This window comes from Streptomyces sp. HNM0575 (assembly GCF_012726265.1).
Classification (GTDB): Bacteria; Actinomycetota; Actinomycetes; order Streptomycetales; family Streptomycetaceae; genus Streptomyces.
In genome coordinates this window covers 341,033-361,241 of the sequence record NZ_JAASAG010000005.1, presented here as the reverse complement: position 1 = coordinate 361,241, position 20,209 = coordinate 341,033, and the positions used below count along the sequence as shown (strand labels likewise).

Genomic DNA, 20,209 nt, shown 5'->3' with positions numbered 1-20,209 from the left:
GTCGGCGGGACCGTCACACCCTTGTTCAGTACGAGTCATGGTACTAACGTATCCAGATGCGTACCTGCACGCATGCCCGCCGGGTACACACCCGCCTGTGTGAGGAGCGACGCCGATGCCACTGGTGCACCGCACGACCACCGATGATCCGGCGGACCGGATCGGAGAACTCCTCGCGATGTACGGCGACTCGCGCACGAGCGTGGCCGGTCTGCTCTGCGACCGGCACCCGGCGACGGCGGTCGCCTACACGGTGGCCGGTCCGGCGGACCCCGAAGACGCGAACCCCGAAGACCCGCACGCAGGGCTGGACCTCCGCCCGGTGACGTACGGCGAACTGGCGGAATCCTCCGAGCGGTTCGCGAGCGCTCTCGCCGCGCTGGGTGTGCGTCCCGGCGACCGGGTGGCCACGCTGCTCGGCAAAAGCACGGAGCTGCTGACCGCCGTGCTGGGCATCTGGCGTCTCGGCGCCGTGCATGTGCCCCTGTTCACCGCGTTCGCGGGACCCGCGGTGACGATGCGGCTGCGGCACAGCGCCGCGGCCGTGGTGGTCTGCGACCCGGCGCAGCGGCCCAAACTCCGGCCGGAGCCTGGCGGTTCGGCCGGACCGGTCCCGTGGCGGATCATCGTCACCGGCACCCCGGAGCAGACGGAGACGGACCAGGCGCACCCGGCGGACCCAGCTGACCCAGCCCACGCGACCGACCTGCGATTCGACGAGCTGCTCGCGGCGCAGCAGCCCGGCTTCCCCGCCGCCCGGCTCGGGGGCGGCGCTCCGGTCGTGCAGATCTACACCTCCGGCACCACCGGAAGTCCCAAGGGCGTCGTGGTGCCCGCCGTCGCGCTGGCGAGCTTCCACGCCTACCAGGAGTTCGGCCTGGACGTCCGGCCCGGCGACGTCTTCTGGAACGCGGCCGACCCGGGCTGGGGCTACGGGCTCTACTTCGGGATCATCGGCTCGTTCTGCGTGGGCGCCCCGAGCGTGCTCCAGCGAGGGGGCTTCTCCCCCGCGACGACATGGGCGGTGCTCTCCCGCCTCGGGGTCACCAACTTCACCGCGGCGCCCACCGTTTACCGGTCGCTGCGCACATCGGACGCCGCCGTGCCCGACGGCCTGCGGCTGCGCCGCGCCTCCTCGGCGGGCGAACCGCTGACCCCGGAGGTCAATCAGTGGGCGCGGCAGGCGCTGGGCGTGCTCGTCCACGACCACTACGGAACGACGGAGACCGGCATGGTCATCAACAACCATCACCACCCGGCCGCGTACCGTCCGCCGCGGCCCGGCTCGATGGGCCACGTCATGCCGGGCTGGACCGGCGCCGTGCTGTCCGGCGACGGCGACGAGCCGGCGCCGCCGGGCGTGCCCGGGCGGATCGCCTTCGACCTGCACAGGAGCCCCCTGGCCTGGTTCGGCGGCTACGAGGACGATCCCGGGCGCACCGCGGAGAAGTTCGCCGGGAACGGGCGCTGGTATCTGACGGGCGACGTCGGCAGCGTCGACGAGGACGGGTACTTCCGCTTCCAGGCCAGAGATGACGACGTCATCATCATGGCCGGCTACCGGATCGGCCCGTTCGACGTCGAGTCCGTGCTGGTCACCCATCCCGCCGTGGCCGAAGCCGGGGTGATCGCCGCACCGGACGCCGTCCGCGGCGAGGTGCTGGAGGCGTACGTCGTGCTCCGTGACCCCGCCGCCGCGTCCCCGGCCCTGGCCGAGGAGCTGCGGCAGCAGGTGAAGAGCGGATACGCGGCGCACGCCTACCCCCGCACCGTCCACTTCGTACAGTCGCTGCCGAAGACCCCGAGCGGGAAGATCCAGCGGTACGCGCTGCGCGAGCGCCGCCGCGCCGAACTCGAAGCGGCCGGTTCGTGAACCGGCCGGACGACCGCCTGGACCCGGCGGACCGGGAGCCGGCAGCGGCATCGGCACCGGCTTGGGCATCGGCACCGGCATCGGTGCGGACCGAACAGCACGCGGCGGTCCGCTGGTTGTGGCTCAGCAGGCCGCATCGGAGGAACGCCCTCGACCCGTCTCTGGTCGCCTCCCTCGACGAGGCCGTCGCGGCGGCGGTCCGGGACGAGCGCACGGCCGCAGTGGTGATCGCCGGTGACGGGCCCGGCTTCTGCGCGGGCGCCGACCTTCGCCACCTGCTGCGCACCCTTGACGACGAAGCGGACCCGCGCCCGTTCCTCCGCGCGGTCTCGGGCTGCTTCGACCGCGTGGAACGCTCGCCCAAGCCCGTGATCGCCGCGGTGCACGGGCACGTGGTGGCCGGAGGCCTGGAACTGGCCCTGGCCTGCGACGTGGTGATCGCCCGTGCGGGCACCCTCATCGGCGACGGGCACGTGCGCAAGGGCCTGCTGCCGGCGGGAGGCGCCAGCGTACGGCTGCCCCGCAAGGTGGGCGAGCCGCTTGCCCGGCGGCTGATGCTCTCGGGCGAACTGCTGCCCGCCGAGGCGTTCGTGGCATGCGGCTTCGTCCACTCGGTCGTGCCGCGCACGCGGTTCCTCCCCGAGGTCGCGGCGGTGGCCGGCCAACTGGCCGCGGTCGGCGCCGGTTTGACGGCCCACGTCAAAGGACTGCTCGACCGTGGGCCGCAGCAGCCGGACGAAGCGGCGCGGGCGGCACACGAGTTGGAGGTGTTCGCCGAGCACTGGCGCGACAAGGAAGCGGACTTGGCGGCCACGCTCCGCCGCTTCGTCGACGGCACCGCGCGGACGCCGGCCCTGGAGCGGGACGGATGAGCCGGTACACGGGCCGAGTCGTCATGATCAGCGGGGCCGGGCAGGGCCTCGGGCGGGCGATGGCCGAGCGGTTCGCCGCCGACGGCGCCGCGGTCGCGGTCGGCGACGTGCGGGGTCCCGCCGCCGGCGAGACCGCCGCGCTCTGCGGCGTCCCGCTCGCCCGGCCGAGCACCGTGGACGTCACCGACGCGGGGCAGGTCGACCGGTGGGTGGCGGACACGGTGGACGCGTTCGGGCGCGTGGACGTGCTCGTCAACAACGCCGGTGTGCTGCGCGACAACCGGCTGGAGCACATGACCGGAGAGGAATGGGACACCGCCGTGGACGTGAGCCTGCGCGGTGCCTTCCACTGCACGCGGGCGGTGTTCGCGCTGATGAAGGCCCAGAGGTACGGCCGCGTCCTCTCCCTGTCCTCGGTGTGCTGGCGCGGCAACTTCGGCCAGGCCAACTACGCCGCGGCGAAGGCGGGCATCGTCGGGCTGGCCCGGACCGTGGCGCTGGAGGGTGCGGCGCACGGCGTCACCTCGAACGTCATCTCCCCCGGGATCATCGAGACGCCCATGCTGGCCGCGCTCCCCCGCCGCGCGCGCGAACGGCTCTCCCGCAGCGTCCCGGTGCGGCGGGCCGGCCACCCCGCCGAGATCGCCGACGCCGCGGCCTTCCTGTGCGACGAGCAGGCGGCGTACATCACCGGCGCAGTCCTGGACGTCGACGGCGGATTCAGCGTGGGCTCGGCCCTGCGCTGAACACCGCGGGAGGCCCCTGGGGGCGCTGAACCGCCGGGGCTCCGGCACTCGAAGAGAAGCGCGGGGTTCCCCGCCCGGATACGGGTACCCGGCTCAACGCCCGTTTCCGCCCGGCCGATTGAAGGGACCCGCAGGTACATGGCCACCCCCGACGACGCCACAGCGACGGCGACCACAGGCCCGGAGGGCGACACCGGAGCGCAGGACGGAGAGACCCGCGGCACGGTCTACGTGGCGATGGGGGCCAACCTGTTCATCGCCGTGGCGAAGGTCGCCGGCGGGATCGTCAGCGGCTCCTCGGCGCTGCTGTCCGAGGCCGCGCACTCGGTGGCCGACAGCCTCAACGAGGTGTTCCTGCTCGCAGCGCTCAAGCGGAGCAGGAAGCGCCCCGACCGCAGGCACCCCTTCGGCTACGGCAAGGAACGCTACTTCTGGTCCCTGCTCGCGGCAGTGGGCATCTTCGTCATGGGCGGCTGCTTCTCCTTCTACGAGGGCGTCGAAGCCCTCAGCAGCTCGTCCGGACCGCCCTCGGGCGGCTACCTCGTCGCCGTCGTCGTTCTCGCCGTCGCCGGACTGGTGGAAGGCGCGTCCCTCGTCAAGGCGCTCTGGCAGGTCCGGAACGAGGCCGCGGAGCACGGCACTTCATTCCTGAACCAGCTGCGCGACGGCGACGACCCCGCGCTCCGTACGGTCATAGGCGAGGACGGCGCCGCCGTCACCGGTGTCCTGCTCGCCCTGGCGGGCGTCTTCCTGCACCTGGCGACCGGCGACGCCGTCTGGGAAGGGGCGGCCTCGCTGGCCATCGCGCTCCTCCTCGTCTACGTCGCGTACACCCTCGCAAGAGACGCCCGCGGGCAGCTGGTCGGCGAGGCGCTGGGCCGCCGGGTCCAGCAGGAGATCCACGCCTTCCTCACTGAGCAGTCCGAGATAGACACCGTCACCGCGCTGCTCACCATGCGCCTCAGCCCCGACTCGGCGCTGCTGGCGGCACGGGTCGACCTCGTACCCGGAACCGACAGCGAGGAGGTCGAGGAGGTGGCCGTGCGCATCAAGCGCGACATCTTCGACCGCTGGAGCGAGGTCGATCATGTCTTTCTCGACATCACGGACGCCGGGGCCGCCGGCCGCCGGGACGCGAAGCGCCTCAGCCGCGACCTGAACCGTCAGGGCACCTCATAGGCCGCGCACCCTGACGGTCCTTCAGGCCGGTCGCCGGCGGACGGCGGCTCACGGACCGCGGCTCACGGACCGCGGCTCACGGACGGGGGCTCGCGGAACGGCCGTGCGGGCGGCGCCACTTCACTTCTCCTCGGTGAGGTCGTAGAGGACCGTGCCGTCGATCGTCTTCTTGGCGTAGTGCTTCTCGACCCACTTCACGAGGCGGGCGGAGTTGCCTCCCCTGCCGCCCGGGCCCGCCGGGCCGTCGCCGCCGATGAAGTAGTGGATCCTCCCGTCGTGCACGTACTCCTTGAACTGCGTCAACGTGGGCGCGGGATCGGTGCCGTTGAAGCCTCCGACGGACATCACCGGCTCTCCGGTGGCGAGTTGGTAGCCGGCTCCGTTCATCGCGCCGATGGTGGCGGCGACCCAGGTGTACCGGTCGGCGTTCCCGGCCAGCTTGGCCTTGACGGCGCTGCCGACCTTCCGGCCGTTGAGCAGTCCGCCCATCGCGCCGCCCCCGGGGAAGCCTCCCTTCCACTCGCCCGCCGAACCGCGGCCGGGCCACTTGTTCCCGGGACCGCCCTGCCGCCCCTGCCCTCCGGGCATGCCGGGAGCGCCCGCCGGGAACCCGCCGGGCCGGGCGGCCTGTTGGCTCCCCCGGTCCGGCAGCCCGTGCGCTCGTGACTGCCCCGGCCTGCCGTCCGGGCCGCCGAAACCTCCCGCACCGGGCCCGGCTCCCGCCACCGAGGGACCCGCGGTCACGATCGCTCCCGCATGCGGGGTGCGGACCGTGCTCAGCGTGTACGCCACGGGACCGGCGAGTGACGCCACGAGCGCGAGCGCGGCCACCAACGGCACGGCCCGGCGAGGCAGGAGGACCATCACCACAGTTCCGAGTGCGGCCAGTATGCCGACGCAGAGGACCGCCCACTTCAGCCACGGCAGCCAGCCCGCGGCGCGCCCGAGCAGCACGTAGGACCACACCGCCGTCACGGCCACAGTGCCGGCCAGCACGATGGACGCGGCGCGCTCGGTGCGCCGCCGCCACAGCAGCACCGCCCCGATGGCGACGACCGCGGCGGTGTACGGAGCCAGGGCGACCGTGTAGTAGTCGTGGAAGATCCCCGACATCAGGCTGAACACGGCCCCGGTGACCAGCAGCGAGCCGCCCCACGCCAGAAGTGCCGCGCGCTGTGGGTCCGTTCGGGCCGCCTTACGGGTCAGGACCAGCCCCGCAACGAGCAGGACGAGCGCCGCGGGCAGCAGCCAGGAGATCTGGCCGCCCGCCGTCTGGCTGAACATCCGCCCGATGCCGCTCTGACCGAAGGGGCCGCCTCCGGGACCGCCGCCACCGCCGGGTCCTCCCGGCCCGCCCGCGCCCGGTCCCACGCTTCCGGTCTCGTTCCCGGTGATGCGGCCCAACCCGTTGTAGCCGAGGGTCAGTTCGAGAAAGCTGTTGCTCTGGGAACCCCCGATGTACGGGCGGGAGCCGGCGGGCCACAGCTCGACGAGGGCGACCCACCAGCCGCACGTCGTCAGCATCACCAGCCCGGCCAGCAGAAGATGCTTGACGCGGACGAGCAAAGGCGGCCGGGCACAGGCGAGATGAACGGCCACCAGCGGCGGCACGATCAGCCACGCCTGCAACGTCTTGACGAGGAAGCCGAGCCCGAGTGCGACGCCGCACAGCAGCAGCCACCTGCTGCGGGTGTCCTCCACGGCGCGAAGCAGGCAGTACACGGCGCACACGGTCAGCAGACACAGCAGCGCGTCGGGGTTGTTGAAGCGGAACATCAGCGCCGCGACCGGCGTGACCGCCATCAGCCCGCCCGCGAGCAGTCCGGCGGCGGGGCCGAACCAGCGCCGTACGGCCGCGTACAGCACCGCGACCGTGGCAACGCCCATCAGCGCCTGCGGCACGAGGACCTGCCAGGCACCGAGCCCGAACAGCCGCACGGACAGGGCCATCGGCCACAGCGCCGCCGGAGGCTTGTCCACGGTGATCACGTCGTGGGAGTCGAGGGATCCGAAGAGGAAGGCCTTCCAGCTCTCGCTGCCGGCCTGAACGGCCGCCGAGTAGAAGGAGTTGGCGTATCCGGAGGCGCCCAGGCCGTAGAGGAAGAGGACCGCCGTGACCGCGAGCAGCGCCCAGTAGCCCGGCCGCTCCCAGCGGGGACGGTCCGGCCGGGCCCGGGCGGCCGTCCTGCCGAACGGGGTGAAGGAGCGTGCGACGGTGGTCATTCGGTGGTCCGTTCCGTGAAGAGGGCCTCGTCCGCGCCGAGTTGGTCGAGTGGTTCGCCGTGCGGTGGCGCGGCGCGGTGCGATTCCGATTCCGATGGAGCGGCGCGGTGGGGTTCCGGTGGCGCACCGCCGTCCGCGGCCGGGTCCGGGTGTGGGTCGGCTCGTGCGTCCGGCGGTGCCTCCTCGTCCTCCCCCGCGAAGACCCAGGTGCGGAAGAGCAGGAAGCGCAGCAGCGTCGCGGCGAGGTTGGCGACGATGAGCACCGCGAGTTCCGCGCTGTGCGGCGGGTGTGGAGCGGCCGTGTCGAGGGCGGCGAGCGAACCGCTCGTGAGCGCAAGCCCGATCGCGAAGACGAGCAGCCCCTGCGCCTGGTGCCGTATGAGGCCGTTGCGTCCACGGACCCGGAAGGTGTGCCGCCGGTTGGCCGCCGTGTTGCCGAGCGCGGTCAGCAGCAGCGCGAGCGCGTTGGCGTACTGCGCGCCGAGTCCGAGACGCAGCAGTGAGTAGAGCGCCAGGTAGGCGAGCGTGCTGAGCGCGCCCACCACGCAGAAGCCGACCAGCTGGCGGGCGAGGCCGTTCGGCACTCCGCGCAGCGCACGGTCGCGCGGGTCGTCCCCGAAGGGCCGCTGCACCCGTGAGAGGGGCAGCGCTCCCGTCACCAGCGCACGTCCCACGCGCCAGACGCCGCGCAGGTCGGCCAGTGCCGTGCGCAGGAGATCCACGCGGCTGTCGGGGTCGTCGACCCAGTCGACGGGGACCTCGTGGATGCGCAGCCCGGCGCGCTCGGCGAGCACGAGCAGTTCGGTGTCGAAGAACCACCCGGTGTCCTCCACGAGCGGCAGCAGCCGGTCCGCGACGTCCCCGCGTACGGCCTTGAAGCCGCACTGGGCGTCGGAGAAGCGGGTGGAGAGGGAGCCGCGGAGGATCAGGTTGTACGAACGGGAGATCAGCTCCCTCTTCGGGCCGCGCACCACTCGCGAACCGCATGCCAGGCGGGTCCCGACGGACAGGTCGGAGTGTCCGGAGATCAGCGGTGCGACCAGCGGCAGCAGCGCGTTGAGGTCGGTGGACAGGTCGACGTCGAGATAGGCGCGTACCGGCGCCCCGGAACGGCTCCACACGGTGTGCAGCGCCCGCCCCCGGCCCTTCATCTCCAGGCGTACGGCGACGACTTCGTCCAGTTCGGCCGCCAGCCGCGCGGCGATGCGCCCGGTGCCGTCCGTGCTGGCGTTGTCGGCGATCGTGATGCGGAAGCCGTATGGGAAGTGGCTGGTGAGGTAGGTGTGGAGGCGTCTCGTGGACGCCTCCAGGGTGCGCTCCTCGTTGTACACGGGCACGACTATGTCGAGCACCGCCGAGGCGGGGCCCGCCTCCTCTCGCGGCAGAGGCAGCGGGCGACGGGCGGGCAGGGAGTCCGCGGGCGGGCGGTCCGGCGGCAGGGTGTGTGTTCGCATGCCCGCAGCGTCGTCAACCGCCCTGTCAGGAGGGTGTGCTGAGGCTGTGCGTGGGCTGTGAGTTCTCCTGGGGCGCATGTTTCCGCCGGGGCGCATGTGCCGCATCGGGCGAGGGCCCGGCCGGTCCCGCCGGTGCCGCCGCCGGGAGTCGTACGGCGAACACCGTCCGCCCCTGCGCGCTGTCCACCGTCACCCTGCCGCGATGGGATACGACGACGGCTTCCACGATGGCCAGGCCGAGCCCCGTGCTGCCGTGAGCGCGGGAGCGTGCGGCGTCGCCACGGGCGAACCGTTCGAAGATGTGCGGCAGTACGTCCGCCGGGATGCCGGGACCGTCGTCCTCGACCTCGACGACGACCTCGCCTGCGGCGGGCTCGGGCCGCAGCCGTGCGGTGACCGTGGTGCCGGGACGGGTGTGCGTGCGTGCGTTGGCGAGCAGATTGACCAGAACTTGCTGAAGCCGCTTCCCGTCGCCTCTCAACTCGACGGGTTCGGCGGGGAGTTCGAGCCGCCACGTATGGCTGCGGCCCGCCGCACGAGCGTCGCTCACGGCGTCCACGACGAGCGACGAGAGATCCACGTCCGCGGACTCCAGGGGTCTGCCGGCGTCCAGCCGTGCCAGCAGCAGAAGATCGTCCACGAGGCCCGACATGCGGGTGGCCTCGGCCTCGATCCTCCGCAGCGCATACCGCACCTGCGGCGCGCTGTACTCGCCCAGGGCCGCGCTCCCGGTACGGGTCGCCTGTTGGGCGTGGTGCTGGTCGAGGTGGTGGTCGTCGCCGCCGTCGCGGTGGCCGTCGCCGTCGCCGTGGTCGTCGCCGTGGCCCTGATCCCAGGCCGCGTCCCGGTCCTGATCCCAGGCCGCGTCCCGGTCCTGGTCCCAGTCCCGGCCCCGGTCCGGGCCGCCCGAAACCCGCCTCGTCAGCTCGGCGTAACCCCGGATCGAGGCCAGCGGCGTCCGCAGCTCATGGCTGGCGTCCGCCACGAACTGCCGCACGCGCGTCTCGCTCTGCTGCCTCGCCTCCAGCGCCGCGCCGACGTGACCCAGCATGCTGTTGAGCGCGGCGCCGACCTGCCCGACCTCGGTGCGCGGATCCGTGTCGCGCTCCGAGACCCGGTGCGGCAGCTCCACATCGCCGCTGTGCAAGGGCAGTTCGGTCACCTGGGTCGCGGTCGCCGCCACACGGCGCAGCGGGCGCAGTGCGATCCGTACCATCGCTGTCCCCGCGAGACCGGCTGCGAGCAGGCCCGCCGCGGAGACGCACACCTCGACCACCACGAGCGTCTCCAGGGTCGAGCTCACACCGCTCATCGGCAGCCCCACCAGCAGACCGTCCTCCTCGCCGGGAAGCTCGCCGGACTGGACCCGGTAGTCGCCCAGGCCCGGCAGCGACACCGTGTGCGGATGTCCGTCGAGCGGTACGCCGTCGAGCACCCTGCTCTGCTCGGCCGTCAGCCCGGTCAGGCGGTCGGAGAGGTCCATGCTGGGGCCGCCGCCCGCGTCCGTGCTGCGCGCGGCACCGGTCAGATCGCCGTCCTGCCCGGTACGGGCCCCGACGGTCCCGATGGGCTGCCCCGGTATGGCGACGAACCGCAGATCGCCGGGGTCCGGCCGGGGCCCGTGCGGCGGGCCGTGGGAACGCTGCACCGAAGCGCGCAGTTCGTCGTCCAGGCGGGACTTGAGCGAGGTGTCGACCGCTATGGCGGTCACGGTGCCGATCACCGCGCAGACCACGGCGAGCAGTGCGACCGCCGAGACGACGAGCTGGGTGCGCAGGGGCCGGCGCCTGCGTTCCCGGGAGAACGGCCGCGGCTTCACGGCCCGTCACCGCCCTCGTGGCGCCGCCCCTGCTCGGTCGCGCCTCGCGGCTCGTACGGGGAGTTCGCGGGACCCTCTCGCCCGCCCGGCTCCGCCGCTTCGGCGCGCTCGTCGAGCGCGGGCTTGATGAGGTAGCCGGCACCCCGGCGGGTGTGGATCATCGGCGCCCGGCCCGCGTCGATCTTCCGCCGCAGATACGAGATGTACAGCTCGACGACGTTGGCCCGGCCTCCGAAGTCGTAGTGCCAGACCCGGTCCAGGATCTGGAGCTTGCTCAGCACCCTGCGGGGATTCCGCATCAGGTAGCGCAGCAGCTCGAACTCGGTCGCGGTCAGCTCGATCTCGGCGCCGCCGCGCGTCACCTCATGGCTCTCCTCGTCGAGGGTGAGGTCGCCGACGACGAGTACGGACTCCGGCCGCACCGTCAGCGCCCCCGATCTGCGCAGCAGCCCGCGAAGCCGTGCGACCAGCTCTTCGAGGGAGAAGGGCTTGGTGACGTAGTCGTCGCCACCGGCCGTCAGCCCGGCGAGACGGTCCTCCAGCGCGTCCTTGGCCGTGAGGAACAGCACGGGGATCTCGGGCAGCTCCCGCCGCAGCCCGCCGAGCACCGCCAGCCCGTCCATGTCCGGCAGCATCACGTCCAGGACCACCGCGTCCGGCCGCCACTCCCGCGCGGTGCGCAGCGCCGAGCCACCGTCGCCCTCCCCCCGCGTCTCCCAGCCCTCGTAGCGCAGGGCCATCGACAGCAGGTCGGTCAGCGCCTCCTCGTCGTCGACGACGAGAACCCGGGAGCGACGGTGACGGGAAGCTGGGGCATCGTTCATACGCACAGACTGTGCGCTCTTCCTGAGCGTTGCCTTTGAGTTCCCTGTGAGTTCCCTGTGAGTTCCCTGTGAGAACGCTGAGAGCGGAGCGGCGCGAGAGGTCCCCGGTGCGGGGAGGGGACGGGCTCGTCCGCGGTCGGAGCCCGGGGTGTGGCCGGGACGTGGCCTGGGAGACCTACGGCCCAAAGCGCCGGAGCGCGCCGCTTGTTGGGCATCGAGCCCGGTGCTTCGCAGGAAGGTCGGGGGCAGTCGGCGCACCGCTCCCCGCCGGTTTCACTTTATAGCAGATTCGCGCTTCTCATGAGATTCCGAAAAGTGCTCCATACTTGCCGCCGTTGCGAACCGGCCGACGGACGATGGGGGAAACGGAATTGGGCGACGTGATCGGTTTCGAGCAAATCAACTCGTCGAATGCGGGAGACGTCGGCGGAAAGGGAGTGCACCTCGCCGAGCTCTCGCGAATCGGCGGCGTCCGCGTGCCGGACGGCTTCTGCGTGACGACCGGCGCCTTCCAGCGGGTCGTGGCCGAGGCGCCGTCGATCGAGGCCCAACTGGAGCTGCTGTCAAGCGTGAAGCCCGACGACCACGAGGCGATCCGCACCGTGAGCGCCGGGATCCGCCGCGTCGTCGAAGGCGTCCGGATGCCCGGCGATCTCGTGGCGGCGATCGGCGAAGCGGTCGCCCGGCTCGGCGAGTACGGCTCGTACGCGGTGCGTTCCAGCGCGACGGCCGAGGACCTGCCGACCGCGTCCTTCGCGGGCCAGCAGGACACGTACCTGAACGTCGTCGGTCCGGAGGCGGTCATCGGGCACGTACTGCGTTGCTGGGCCTCGCTGTTCAGCGAGCGGGCGGTGACCTACCGGTGCCGCAACGGCTTCGACCACCGGAAGGTATCGATGGCCGTGGTCGTACAGCGGATGGTGTTCCCGGACGCGGCCGGCGTCCTGTTCACCGCGGACCCCGTGACCTCGAACCGGAAGATCGCCACCGTGGAAGCCGGGTTGGGGCTCGGCGAGGCGCTCGTCTCCGGTCTGGTCCCCGGGGACGTCCACACGGTGCGCGACGACCGGGTCGTCACCACGGCGGTCGCCGCCAAGCAGCGCTCCGTCCAGGCGTCGCCGGAGGGCGGTACCCGGGACGTGGCGGTCGATCCGCGGCGGCAGACCCAGCCCGCTCTCACGGACGCGGAAGTCGTGCGCCTGGTGCGGCTGGGCCGGCGGGTCGAAGAGCACTTCGGGAGTCCCCAGGACATCGAATGGTGCCTGGCCGGCGGGGAGTTCCACCTCGTCCAGAGCCGCCCGATCACCACCCTGTTCCCGATTCCCGCGAACGACGACGGGGAGAACCACGTCTATCTCTCCGTCGGTCACCAGCAGATGATGACCGACGCGATGAAGCCGCTGGGGCTCTCCCTGTGGCAGCTGACGACGCCGAAGCCGATGCACGAGGCCGGCGGACGGCTCTTCGTCGACGTGGCCTCCGCCGTGGCGTCCTTCTCGGGCCGCACGAGTCTCCTGGAGACCCTGAGGCGATCGGACCCGCTGACCGGGGACGCGCTGCAGAGCGTCCTCGACCGCGACGGCTTCCTCCGCTCGCCGCTCCCCGACGAGGCTTCCGGCGACGCACCCGCCGGGGACCCGCCCGCCCCCGTCGAGACGGACCCCGTCGAGACGGACCCGGTCGAGACGGACCCGGTCGAGACGGACCCGGTCGAGACCGATCCGGCCCTGGTCACCCGGCTGATCCAGGAGAGCCGGGCGTCCATCGCGGCCCTCAAGCGGGAGATCCGGAACGTGTCCGGGCCGGAGCTGTTCGACTTCATCGCGGCCGACATCGCGGAGCTGAAGCGCATCCTGTTCGCCCCGGAGAGCATCCAGGCGATCATGGCGGGGATGGAGGCGACCTGGTGGCTCAACGACCATCTGGAGACGTGGCTGGGCGAGAAGAACGCGGCCGACGTGCTCGCGCAGTCCGTCCCCCACAACGTCACCTCGGAGATGGGACTGGCCCTCCTCGACGTGGCGGACACCGTACGGCCGCACGCCGAGGTCGTGGACTTCCTGCACCGTGTCGTGGACGAAGGCCGGGAGGACGACGGCTTCCTGGACGAGCTGACCGGGCTGGTCGGCGGCCGGGAGGCGCGTGATGCCGTACGGGGCTACCTCGACGAGTACGGGATGCGCTGCGCCGGCGAGATCGACATCACCAGGACGCGCTGGAGCGAGCGTCCCGTCATGCTCGTGCCCACCCTCCTCGGCCACATCAGGAACTTCGAACCGGGCGCCGGCAAGCGGCGCTTCGTGGAGGGACGCCGGGAGTCGCGGCGGAAGGAACAGGAGATCCTGACGCGGTTGCGCGCCCTGCCGGACGGCGAGGAGAAGGCCGCGGAGACCAAGCGCATGATCGACCGCGTCCGCGCCTTCACCGGCTACCGGGAATACCCCAAGTACGGGATGATCAGCCGCTATTCCGAGTACAAGCAGGCGCTGCTACGGGAAGCCGAGCGCCTCGTCGGTTCCGGCGCCCTGCGCGAGAAGGAGGACGTCTTCTTCCTCCGGTTCCAGGAGCTGCGGGAGGTCGTGCGAACCGGCGAGGCGGACGCCGGGCTCGTGCTGGAACGGCGGGAGGCGTTCCGGTCGTACGAGGCGCTCACGCCGCCCCGGGTCCTCACCTCGGACGGCGAGGCCGTCACCGGCCGGTACGCGCGCGATGACGCCCCGCCCGGCGCACTGCCCGGCGTGCCGGTCTCGGCCGGTGTCGTCGAGGGCCGCGCCCGCGTCCTCACCGACATGACGCAGGCCGGGCTCGAAGCGGGCGACATCCTGGTAACCGCCTACACCGACCCCAGCTGGACGCCGCTGTTCGTCACGGTCGCCGGACTGGTGACGGAGGTGGGCGGCCTCATGACGCACGGGGCGGTGATCGCGCGGGAGTACGGCCTGCCCGCCGTGGTGGGCGTGGAGCGGGCCACCCGGCTGATCAAGGACGGACAGCGGATCCGCGTTCACGGAACCGACGGGCACGTGGAGATCCTCGGCTGAACCGCCGCGACGGCACGGCCGCTGCCGTCGGCGACGGGCCGGGCCGCCCCGAAGCGCATGTCCATAGGATGAACGTCGCTTCCTGCCGGGACGGCGCCCCGGTGCACCATGACACCACCGGGCCGCCGAGCAGAAGCGGAGTGCAGATGGCCGACGCAGGGGCGGAGAGCCCGCGGATCGCGATCCTGGGCGGTGGGATCGGCGGGCTCGCGGCCGCCGCCTTCCTCCGTCGTGAAGGGATGGCCGCCACCGTCTACGAACAGGCGCCGGAGCTGAAAGAGGTCGGTGCGGGACTGGTGGTGGCCCCGAACGCGGTCCGGCTGCTGCGCCGGCTCGGCGTGCTGGAGGACTTCCTGCGCCGTGCCGTACGGCTCGGCACCGGCTGGGAGTTCCGCCGCTGGCAGAACGGCACGGTGCTCTCCGCCGAGGACCTCGCCTCCGCCTGCGAGCGGCTGTACGGCGAGCACACCTACACCGCGCACCGCGCCGACCTGCTGGAGGTCCTGCGGTCGGCCGTCCCCGACGGCGGCGTCCGCCGCGGCAAGCGGTGCGTGGACCTCACCTTCCGCGACGGCGGGCGGCCCGTAGTGCGCTTCGCCGACGGCGGCACCGCCGAACCCGACGTCGTGATCGGGGCGGACGGGATCCACTCCGTCGTGCGCGGAACGATCGCCGGGTGCTCACCGGCCGCGTACTCGGGCCTCTGCGCCTTCCGCGCCCTCGTACCGTCCGAGCGGGCACCTGCCTTCGCCCGGCGCGAAGCCCAGACGCTCTGGATCGGGCCGGGCCGCCACCTGGTGCACTATCCCGTCTCGGCGGGGCGGCTGGTGAATCTCGTCGCGTTCGCTCCCGCGGGAGACGAGGCCGTCGAGTCGTGGACCGCGACCGCGACGGTGGAGGAGTTCCTGGCCGAGTTCGAAGGCTGGGACCCACGGCTCACCGAGCTGATCCGCGCGGCCGGCACACCGGGACGTTGGGCCCTGCTGGACCGGGCACCGCTGCGGAGTTGGAGCCAGGGCCCCGCCACCCTCCTCGGCGACGCGGCCCACCCGATGTTCCCCTTCTTCGCGCAGGGCGCCGCCCAGGCCGTCGAGGACGCCGCCGTCCTCGCCCGCTGCCTCGCCGACGGGCCCGGCGATCCGCCGGGTGCGCTGCGCCGCTACGAGGCGCTGCGGATTCCCCGTACGACCCGCCTCCAAGAGGTCAGCCACGCCCGGTCGTTCGTCAACCACCTGCCCGACGGACCCGAGCAGCGGGCCCGCGACGCATCCTTCACGGACGCCGATCCGCTGGTGGCCAACGGCTGGATCTACGGTTACGACCCCGACGACGCACTCGCAGAGAGCACGGGCACACGATGACTTCTCCCGACTCCCGCGCAGGGATGCACTTCACGCACGACACGCTTGCGCAGCGGGTCCGGTTCGCCGCCGGCGAGGCGGCGACGGCGCTCGGCGAGGAGGTCACGGCCCTCGGCGCCTCCCGTGTGATGGTCGTCGCCGCGGCGCCCGAGCAGGAGCCGGCCCGGCGGATCGCGGGCGGCCTCCCGGTCGCGCACTGGCATCACGAGGTCGCGATGCACGTGCCGGTGCCGGTCGCCGAGCGGGCCCGCGCCGCCGCGCGGGAGCACGAGGCGGACGCGCTGGTCTGCGTCGGCGGCGGGTCGACCACCGGGCTCGCCAAGGCCGTCGCGCTCACGACCGGGCTCCCGGTCGTGGCGGTGCCGACGACGTACGCCGGCTCGGAGGCCACCGACGTCTGGGGGCTCACCGAGGACGGCCGCAAGACCACCGGCGTCGACGCACGGGTGCTCCCCCGCACGATCGTGTACGACGCCTCGCTGCTGACGACGCTGCCGGTGGACCTCAGCGTCTCCTCCGGGCTCAACGCCCTCGCGCACGGCGTGGATTCGATGTGGGCCCCGCGCGCCGACCCGGTCGACCGGGCGCTCGCCGCGGAGGGCATCGGGGCGCTGCGGACCGGGCTGCCGCAGGTGGTCGCCGACCCGGAGGGGCTGAAGGGGCGTGAACTCACCCTCTACGGCGCCTACTTGACGGCGGTGGCCTTCGCGTCCGCCGGTTCCGGACTGCATCACAAGATCTGCCATGTGCTCGGCGGCATGTTCGACCTGCCGCACGCGCAGACCCACGCGGTGGTGCTGCCGCACGTGCTCGGCTTCAACGCGCCCTCGGCGCCTGAGGCGGAGCTGCGCATCGCCGCTGCGCTGGGCGAAGGCACCGCGCTCGGCGGGCTGGCCCGGCTGCGCTCCAAGGTGAACGCCCCCGACTGCCTGCGCGACCTCGGCATGCCCGAGGAGGGGATCCCGGCCGCCGCCGAGGCCGTGCTGGGCGCCGTACCCGCGGGAAACCCGCGACCCGTGACCGCCGACGGCCTGTCCGCACTGCTGCGGGCGGCCTGGGAAGGAGCCGACCCCCGATGACCCCGAGCGACGGCGCAGCCGACACCGCCGAGACGCACGAAGCTTCCGAGACACGGACCGCCGCCGGGACGGAGACCCCCGGGGAAACGGAGACCGCCGCCGGGACGGAGACCGCCGGGGAGACGGGGGCGGCCGCCGCCGAGCAGGACCGCCGCGAGCAGGAACTCCTGGAGCGGGTGCTGCGCTCGTACGACGACTGCGCCGACCCTCGGCTCAAGGAGCTGATGGGGGCGCTCACCCGGCATCTGCACGCCTTCGTCCGCGAGGTACGTCTCACCGAGGAGGAGTGGCAGAAGGGCATCGAGTTCCTCACCCGGATCGGGCGGATCACCGACGACAAGCGGCAGGAGTTCATCCTGCTCTCCGACACCCTCGGCGCCTCGATGCAGACGATCACGGTCAACAACCGTGCACACGGCGACGCCACGGAGGCGACCGTCTTCGGACCGTTCTTCGTCGACGACGCTCCCCTCGTCCGGCTCGGCGACGACATCGCGGGCGGGGCGCCCGGCGAGCCGTGCTGGGTGGAGGGAACGGTCCGCGGCACCGACGGCGCCCCGGTCCCCGGCGCCCGGATCGAGGTGTGGGAGGCCGACGGGGACGGCTTCTACGACGTGCAGTACGCGGACGGCCGCACCGCCGCCAGGGCCCACCTCTTCAGCGGGCCCGACGGGGAGTACCGGTTCTGGGCGATCACGCCGACCCCGTATGCCATCCCGCACGACGGGCCCGTGGGAGAGATGCTCTCCGCGGTCGGCCGCTCCCCGATGCGCGCCTCCCACCTGCATTTCATGGCGGTCGCCGAGGGGTACCGCACGCTGGTCACGCACATCTTCGTGCGCGGCGACGAACTCCTGGAGTCCGACACCGTCTTCGGCGTGAAGGAGTCGCTCGTCAAGGACTTCGAGCGCCGTCCGGCCGGCACGCCCACCCCCGACGGCCGCGCTGTGGAGGACACTTGGTCCACGGTCCGGTTCGACATCGTGCTCGCCCCCGCCGAGGCCTGACGGGCGACGGACAGGACCTGCGCCGGGGCCGGGCCCTCGGCCGGGGCGCCCGGTGGCCCAGCGAACCCGCCGCCGACTGCGGGCGCACGCATACAAGTTGATGTGAAAAGCTTGCCGCTGTCGAGAGGAGTGCGGCGTGAGACAGGACGGCTTCCGCAGCGAGGAGATCGACACCAGCAGACCGCATCCGGCGCGGATGTACGACTACCTGCTGGGCGGCAAGGACAACTACGAGCTGGACCGGCAGGCCGCCGAGGAACTCGCCGCCGCCGCACCCGAGGTGAGGATCGGCGTGCAGGCCAACCGCGCCTTCCTGCGGCGCGCCGTGCGGTACGTCGTCGGCAGCGGAGTCCGCCAGATCCTCGACATCGGCACGGGCCTGCCCACCTCGCCGAACGTCGAGGAGATCGCCCGGGATGTCGCGCCGGACGTGCACGTCGCGTACGTCGACAACGATCCGATCGTGAACCTGCACGCCAGCACGCTGCTCACCGACTCCGAGGCCACCACCACCGTGCTCGCCGACCTGCGTGACCCGCAGGCCGTCGTGGACGATCCGGACGTCCGCCGTGTCATCGACTTCGACCGGCCGGTCGCCGTGCTCCTCGTGGCCGTCGTCCACTTCCTCACCGAGGCGGAGAAGCCCGCTGAGGTCGTCGCCACCCTGCGCGACGCCCTCCCCGCCGGCAGCTTCCTGGTGCTCTCGCACGCGACGGGCGACTTCGCCGACCGCACCGCGGCCCAGGCCGTCTACAACAAGGCCTCCGCCACTCTGACCCTGCGGGACCGCGCCCAAGTCGAGCGCTTCTTCGACGGGTTCGAGCTGGTCGAGCCCGGCCTGGCCCAAGTCCCCTTCTGGCGCCCGGACACTCCGCCGCCCGCCAGGTCCGGCGAGATCGGATTCTACGGAGGCGTGGCCCGCAAAACCGGCTGACGGTCGTCGCCGAATCTCCAATTCCGCCTCAACTCGTCGTTCCCGCGCGCCTACTACCGGTCCGATAACGGCCGGTCTCTTCGGGTGGCCGAATCCTCTGCCGTCCCCTTTCCGTCGTCTCTTCTCCCCGGCGGACCGGCGTACCAAAATGGGTTTCGCACCCGCACCCTGGAACGGAACCAAAACTTCCGGGCCTCTTTGCGCCTTTTCCATGTCCGGAATGGTGCCGGTGCGATCGGCCGGGCCTCAGGAAATCCCGTCCGGTCACGACGGAAACAACGAGATGAGGACGGAATCGATGAGGAGAGATGCTTTCTCCGTGTTACGGCGAGCCGCGGCGGTGTGCGCCTCGGCGGTGTTCCTCATGGTCGGCACGGGAGGTTCCGCGCCCGCCGCCGAACGAGGAGATCCGGTCTGCGAGGCCACCACCGTCGACGTCACGCTCGGCGACGGCACCGGGAAGATGTGGGGCGAACTGTGCCGTCCGGCAGGGTCGTCACCGAGCACCGTGGTGACGATGGTCCACGGGGCGACCTACAACCACAACTACTGGGACTTCCCTTACCAGCCCGGGAAATACTCGTTCAGCAAGATGCTGAACCGGGCCGGGTACGCCACCTTCGTCGTCGACAGGCTGGGCACCGGCAACAGCACGGTCCCGCCCAGCTCCCAGCTGAACCTGACCACCGAGGCACGCCACATTCACGAGGTCGTGCAGGACCTGCGGGCGGGCCGAATAGGCGGCACCGGCTTCAGCAAGGTGGTGCTGGGCGGATACTCGCTCGGCTCCGCGGTGTCGAGCATCGAGGCGTCCACCTACCACGACGTCGACGCGGTGCTGATCACCGCCCTGGGCCACTACAACAACCCGGCGGGAACGCAGGCGATCATCGACGCCGGCGAATCACCGAACGACGACCCGGTGCTCGGCGGCAGGCACGACTACGACGACGGCTATGCCACCGTCAAACCGGGCAGCCGCAAGCACATCTTCTATGCCGATCAGCCGATGGATCAGGGCGTACTGGCCACGGACGAGCTCACGAAGGACGTGAACGTCCCCAGCGAATCGGCCGATCCCCTCGTCATCGATCCCGCCGTCAGCCGGGGGATCGACGTGCCGGTCATGTTCGCGCTCGGCGACCACGATCCGCTGATGTGCGGCCCCGGCTATGAGGACTGCACCTCCCAGCCGGCCCTCCGCGCCCAGGAGGCTCCGTTCTTCACCTCCGCACCCGGCTTCGACGTGCTTCTGCTCCCGGACGCCGGTCACGGCCTGAACCTCGTGCCGAACACCGGCGTCTACCAGAAGGCGTCCCTGGCCTGGCTCGACAGGGTCGCCGGACACGGCTGACGACGGCGAAGCGCCGTCACCGGCCTGCCCCTTCGCTGGGCGGGCCCGGTGACGGCGCTTGGCAGCGGCACCGGTTACGCGGCCGAAGAACCGGTGCCGGGTGGTGCCATGTCGTGCCGGGTGGTGCCGGGTGGTGCCGTGCCGTGACGCGTCACGTGCTCAGGCGGCGGACCGGTCCCGGATCATCCCTCCGGCTCGTCCGCGCCCGGCCCCGGTGACCGTTCCTTGTGCAGGAACACCGCGTTGGCGGGGCAGAGCCGGGCCGCTTCGCGCACGGAGTCGGCCAGTTCGGGCCCCGGTTCGGGCTGGAGCACGTCGGCGACCTCCGCCACGTCGCTCATCCGGAAGACCTCCGGAGCGGCGTCGACGCAACGGCCGTAACCGGCGCAGCGGGCCAGGTCCACCTCGACGCGCGCCACCCGGCTCCTGCCGCCACGCGCCCC

15 protein-coding genes are annotated in these 20,209 nt (G+C 72.2%); 10 read left to right on the top strand and 5 right to left on the bottom strand.

The annotated features are described in order from the left end of the window. Positions 1-115 precede the first annotated feature (115 nt). From HCC61_RS15135 to HCC61_RS15120, 4 genes are all read left to right on the top strand, one after another. On the top strand, positions 116-1,873 hold the full coding sequence (locus tag HCC61_RS15135) for an AMP-binding protein (RefSeq protein ID WP_169135956.1): 1,758 nt from the start codon (positions 116-118) through the stop codon (positions 1,871-1,873). Between the two features lie 83 nt (positions 1,874-1,956). After that, positions 1,957-2,745 carry an enoyl-CoA hydratase/isomerase family protein gene (locus tag HCC61_RS15130; protein WP_169135955.1) on the top strand — a complete coding sequence of 263 codons (789 nt, stop codon included), beginning with the start codon at positions 1,957-1,959 and terminating at the stop codon, positions 2,743-2,745. Beyond that, positions 2,742-3,491, top strand: coding sequence for an SDR family NAD(P)-dependent oxidoreductase (locus HCC61_RS15125; RefSeq protein WP_169135954.1), 750 nt, complete (start codon positions 2,742-2,744; stop codon positions 3,489-3,491). The genes HCC61_RS15130 and HCC61_RS15125 overlap by 4 nt, the downstream gene beginning before the upstream one ends. 138 nt (positions 3,492-3,629) lie before the next feature. Then, a complete protein-coding gene (locus HCC61_RS15120) occupies positions 3,630-4,670 on the top strand; it encodes a cation diffusion facilitator family transporter (RefSeq protein ID WP_169135953.1) in 1,041 nt (346 codons plus the stop codon). A gap of 120 nt (positions 4,671-4,790) precedes the next feature. Here the strand turns inward: HCC61_RS15120 and HCC61_RS15115 are convergent, their stop codons facing one another. The 4 genes from HCC61_RS15115 to HCC61_RS15095 are packed head-to-tail and all read right to left on the bottom strand — an operon-like array spanning position 4,791 to position 10,990. Continuing rightward, positions 4,791-6,893, bottom strand: coding sequence for a glycosyltransferase family 39 protein (locus tag HCC61_RS15115; RefSeq protein ID WP_169135952.1), 2,103 nt, complete (start codon positions 6,891-6,893; stop codon positions 4,791-4,793). Further along, positions 6,890-8,347 (bottom strand): glycosyltransferase, encoded by a 1,458-nt coding sequence (locus HCC61_RS15110; protein WP_169135951.1) that lies wholly within the window; start codon positions 8,345-8,347, stop codon positions 6,890-6,892. The genes HCC61_RS15115 and HCC61_RS15110 overlap by 4 nt, the downstream gene beginning before the upstream one ends. Before the next feature lie 25 nt (positions 8,348-8,372). Next, positions 8,373-10,166 carry an ATP-binding protein gene (locus HCC61_RS30715; RefSeq protein ID WP_346777207.1) on the bottom strand — a complete coding sequence of 598 codons (1,794 nt, stop codon included), beginning with the start codon at positions 10,164-10,166 and terminating at the stop codon, positions 8,373-8,375. Continuing rightward, positions 10,163-10,990, bottom strand: a complete 828-nt coding sequence (locus tag HCC61_RS15095) for a response regulator transcription factor (RefSeq protein ID WP_169135950.1) — start codon at positions 10,988-10,990, stop codon at positions 10,163-10,165. The genes HCC61_RS30715 and HCC61_RS15095 overlap by 4 nt, the downstream gene beginning before the upstream one ends. A 356-nt stretch (positions 10,991-11,346) precedes the next feature. Between HCC61_RS15095 and rph the strand changes: the two genes are divergently transcribed. From rph to HCC61_RS15065, 6 genes are all read left to right on the top strand, one after another. Further along, on the top strand, positions 11,347-14,031 hold the full coding sequence (gene rph, locus HCC61_RS15090) for a rifamycin-inactivating phosphotransferase (RefSeq protein WP_169135949.1): 2,685 nt from the start codon (positions 11,347-11,349) through the stop codon (positions 14,029-14,031). 146 nt (positions 14,032-14,177) lie between these two features. Continuing rightward, the gene (locus tag HCC61_RS15085; RefSeq protein ID WP_169135948.1) at positions 14,178-15,392 is read left to right on the top strand and encodes an FAD-dependent monooxygenase; all 1,215 of its coding nucleotides are present in this window, start codon (positions 14,178-14,180) and stop codon (positions 15,390-15,392) included. A 23-nt stretch (positions 15,393-15,415) separates the two neighbouring features. Further along, positions 15,416-16,471, top strand: coding sequence for a maleylacetate reductase (locus HCC61_RS15080; protein ID WP_169136059.1), 1,056 nt, complete (start codon positions 15,416-15,418; stop codon positions 16,469-16,471). After that, entirely contained in the window at positions 16,468-17,478 is a 1,011-nt protein-coding gene (locus HCC61_RS15075) for an intradiol ring-cleavage dioxygenase (protein ID WP_169135947.1), read from the top strand. The genes HCC61_RS15080 and HCC61_RS15075 overlap by 4 nt, the downstream gene beginning before the upstream one ends. 136 nt (positions 17,479-17,614) lie before the next feature. Further along, positions 17,615-18,412 (top strand): SAM-dependent methyltransferase, encoded by a 798-nt coding sequence (locus HCC61_RS15070; protein WP_169135946.1) that lies wholly within the window; start codon positions 17,615-17,617, stop codon positions 18,410-18,412. 319 nt (positions 18,413-18,731) lie between these two features. Next, on the top strand, positions 18,732-19,766 hold the full coding sequence (locus tag HCC61_RS15065; RefSeq protein WP_169135945.1) for an alpha/beta hydrolase: 1,035 nt from the start codon (positions 18,732-18,734) through the stop codon (positions 19,764-19,766). A 182-nt stretch (positions 19,767-19,948) separates the two neighbouring features. On the opposite strand, the gene HCC61_RS15060 is transcribed toward HCC61_RS15065, so the two are convergent. Beyond that, complete coding sequence (locus HCC61_RS15060) at positions 19,949-20,185, bottom strand: ferredoxin (RefSeq protein ID WP_346777206.1); 237 nt, start codon at positions 20,183-20,185, stop codon at positions 19,949-19,951. Between the last annotated feature and the right edge of the window lie 24 nt (positions 20,186-20,209).

What these genes read in the sequence shown, in the direction of transcription:
- HCC61_RS15135 (WP_169135956.1), top strand. Translation starts at nt 116, where the DNA reads ATGCCACTGGTGCACCGCACGACCACCGATGATCCGGCGGACCGGATC.
- HCC61_RS15125 (WP_169135954.1), top strand. Translation starts at nt 2,742, where the DNA reads ATGAGCCGGTACACGGGCCGAGTCGTCATGATCAGCGGGGCCGGGCAG.
- HCC61_RS15120 (WP_169135953.1), top strand. Translation starts at nt 3,630, where the DNA reads ATGGCCACCCCCGACGACGCCACAGCGACGGCGACCACAGGCCCGGAG.
- HCC61_RS15115 (WP_169135952.1), bottom strand. Translation starts at nt 6,893, where the DNA reads ATGACCACCGTCGCACGCTCCTTCACCCCGTTCGGCAGGACGGCCGCC.
- HCC61_RS15110 (WP_169135951.1), bottom strand. Translation starts at nt 8,347, where the DNA reads ATGCGAACACACACCCTGCCGCCGGACCGCCCGCCCGCGGACTCCCTG.
- HCC61_RS15095 (WP_169135950.1), bottom strand. Translation starts at nt 10,990, where the DNA reads ATGAACGATGCCCCAGCTTCCCGTCACCGTCGCTCCCGGGTTCTCGTC.
- rph (WP_169135949.1), top strand. Translation starts at nt 11,347, where the DNA reads ATGGGGGAAACGGAATTGGGCGACGTGATCGGTTTCGAGCAAATCAAC.
- HCC61_RS15085 (WP_169135948.1), top strand. Translation starts at nt 14,178, where the DNA reads ATGGCCGACGCAGGGGCGGAGAGCCCGCGGATCGCGATCCTGGGCGGT.
- HCC61_RS15080 (WP_169136059.1), top strand. Translation starts at nt 15,416, where the DNA reads ATGCACTTCACGCACGACACGCTTGCGCAGCGGGTCCGGTTCGCCGCC.
- HCC61_RS15075 (WP_169135947.1), top strand. Translation starts at nt 16,468, where the DNA reads ATGACCCCGAGCGACGGCGCAGCCGACACCGCCGAGACGCACGAAGCT.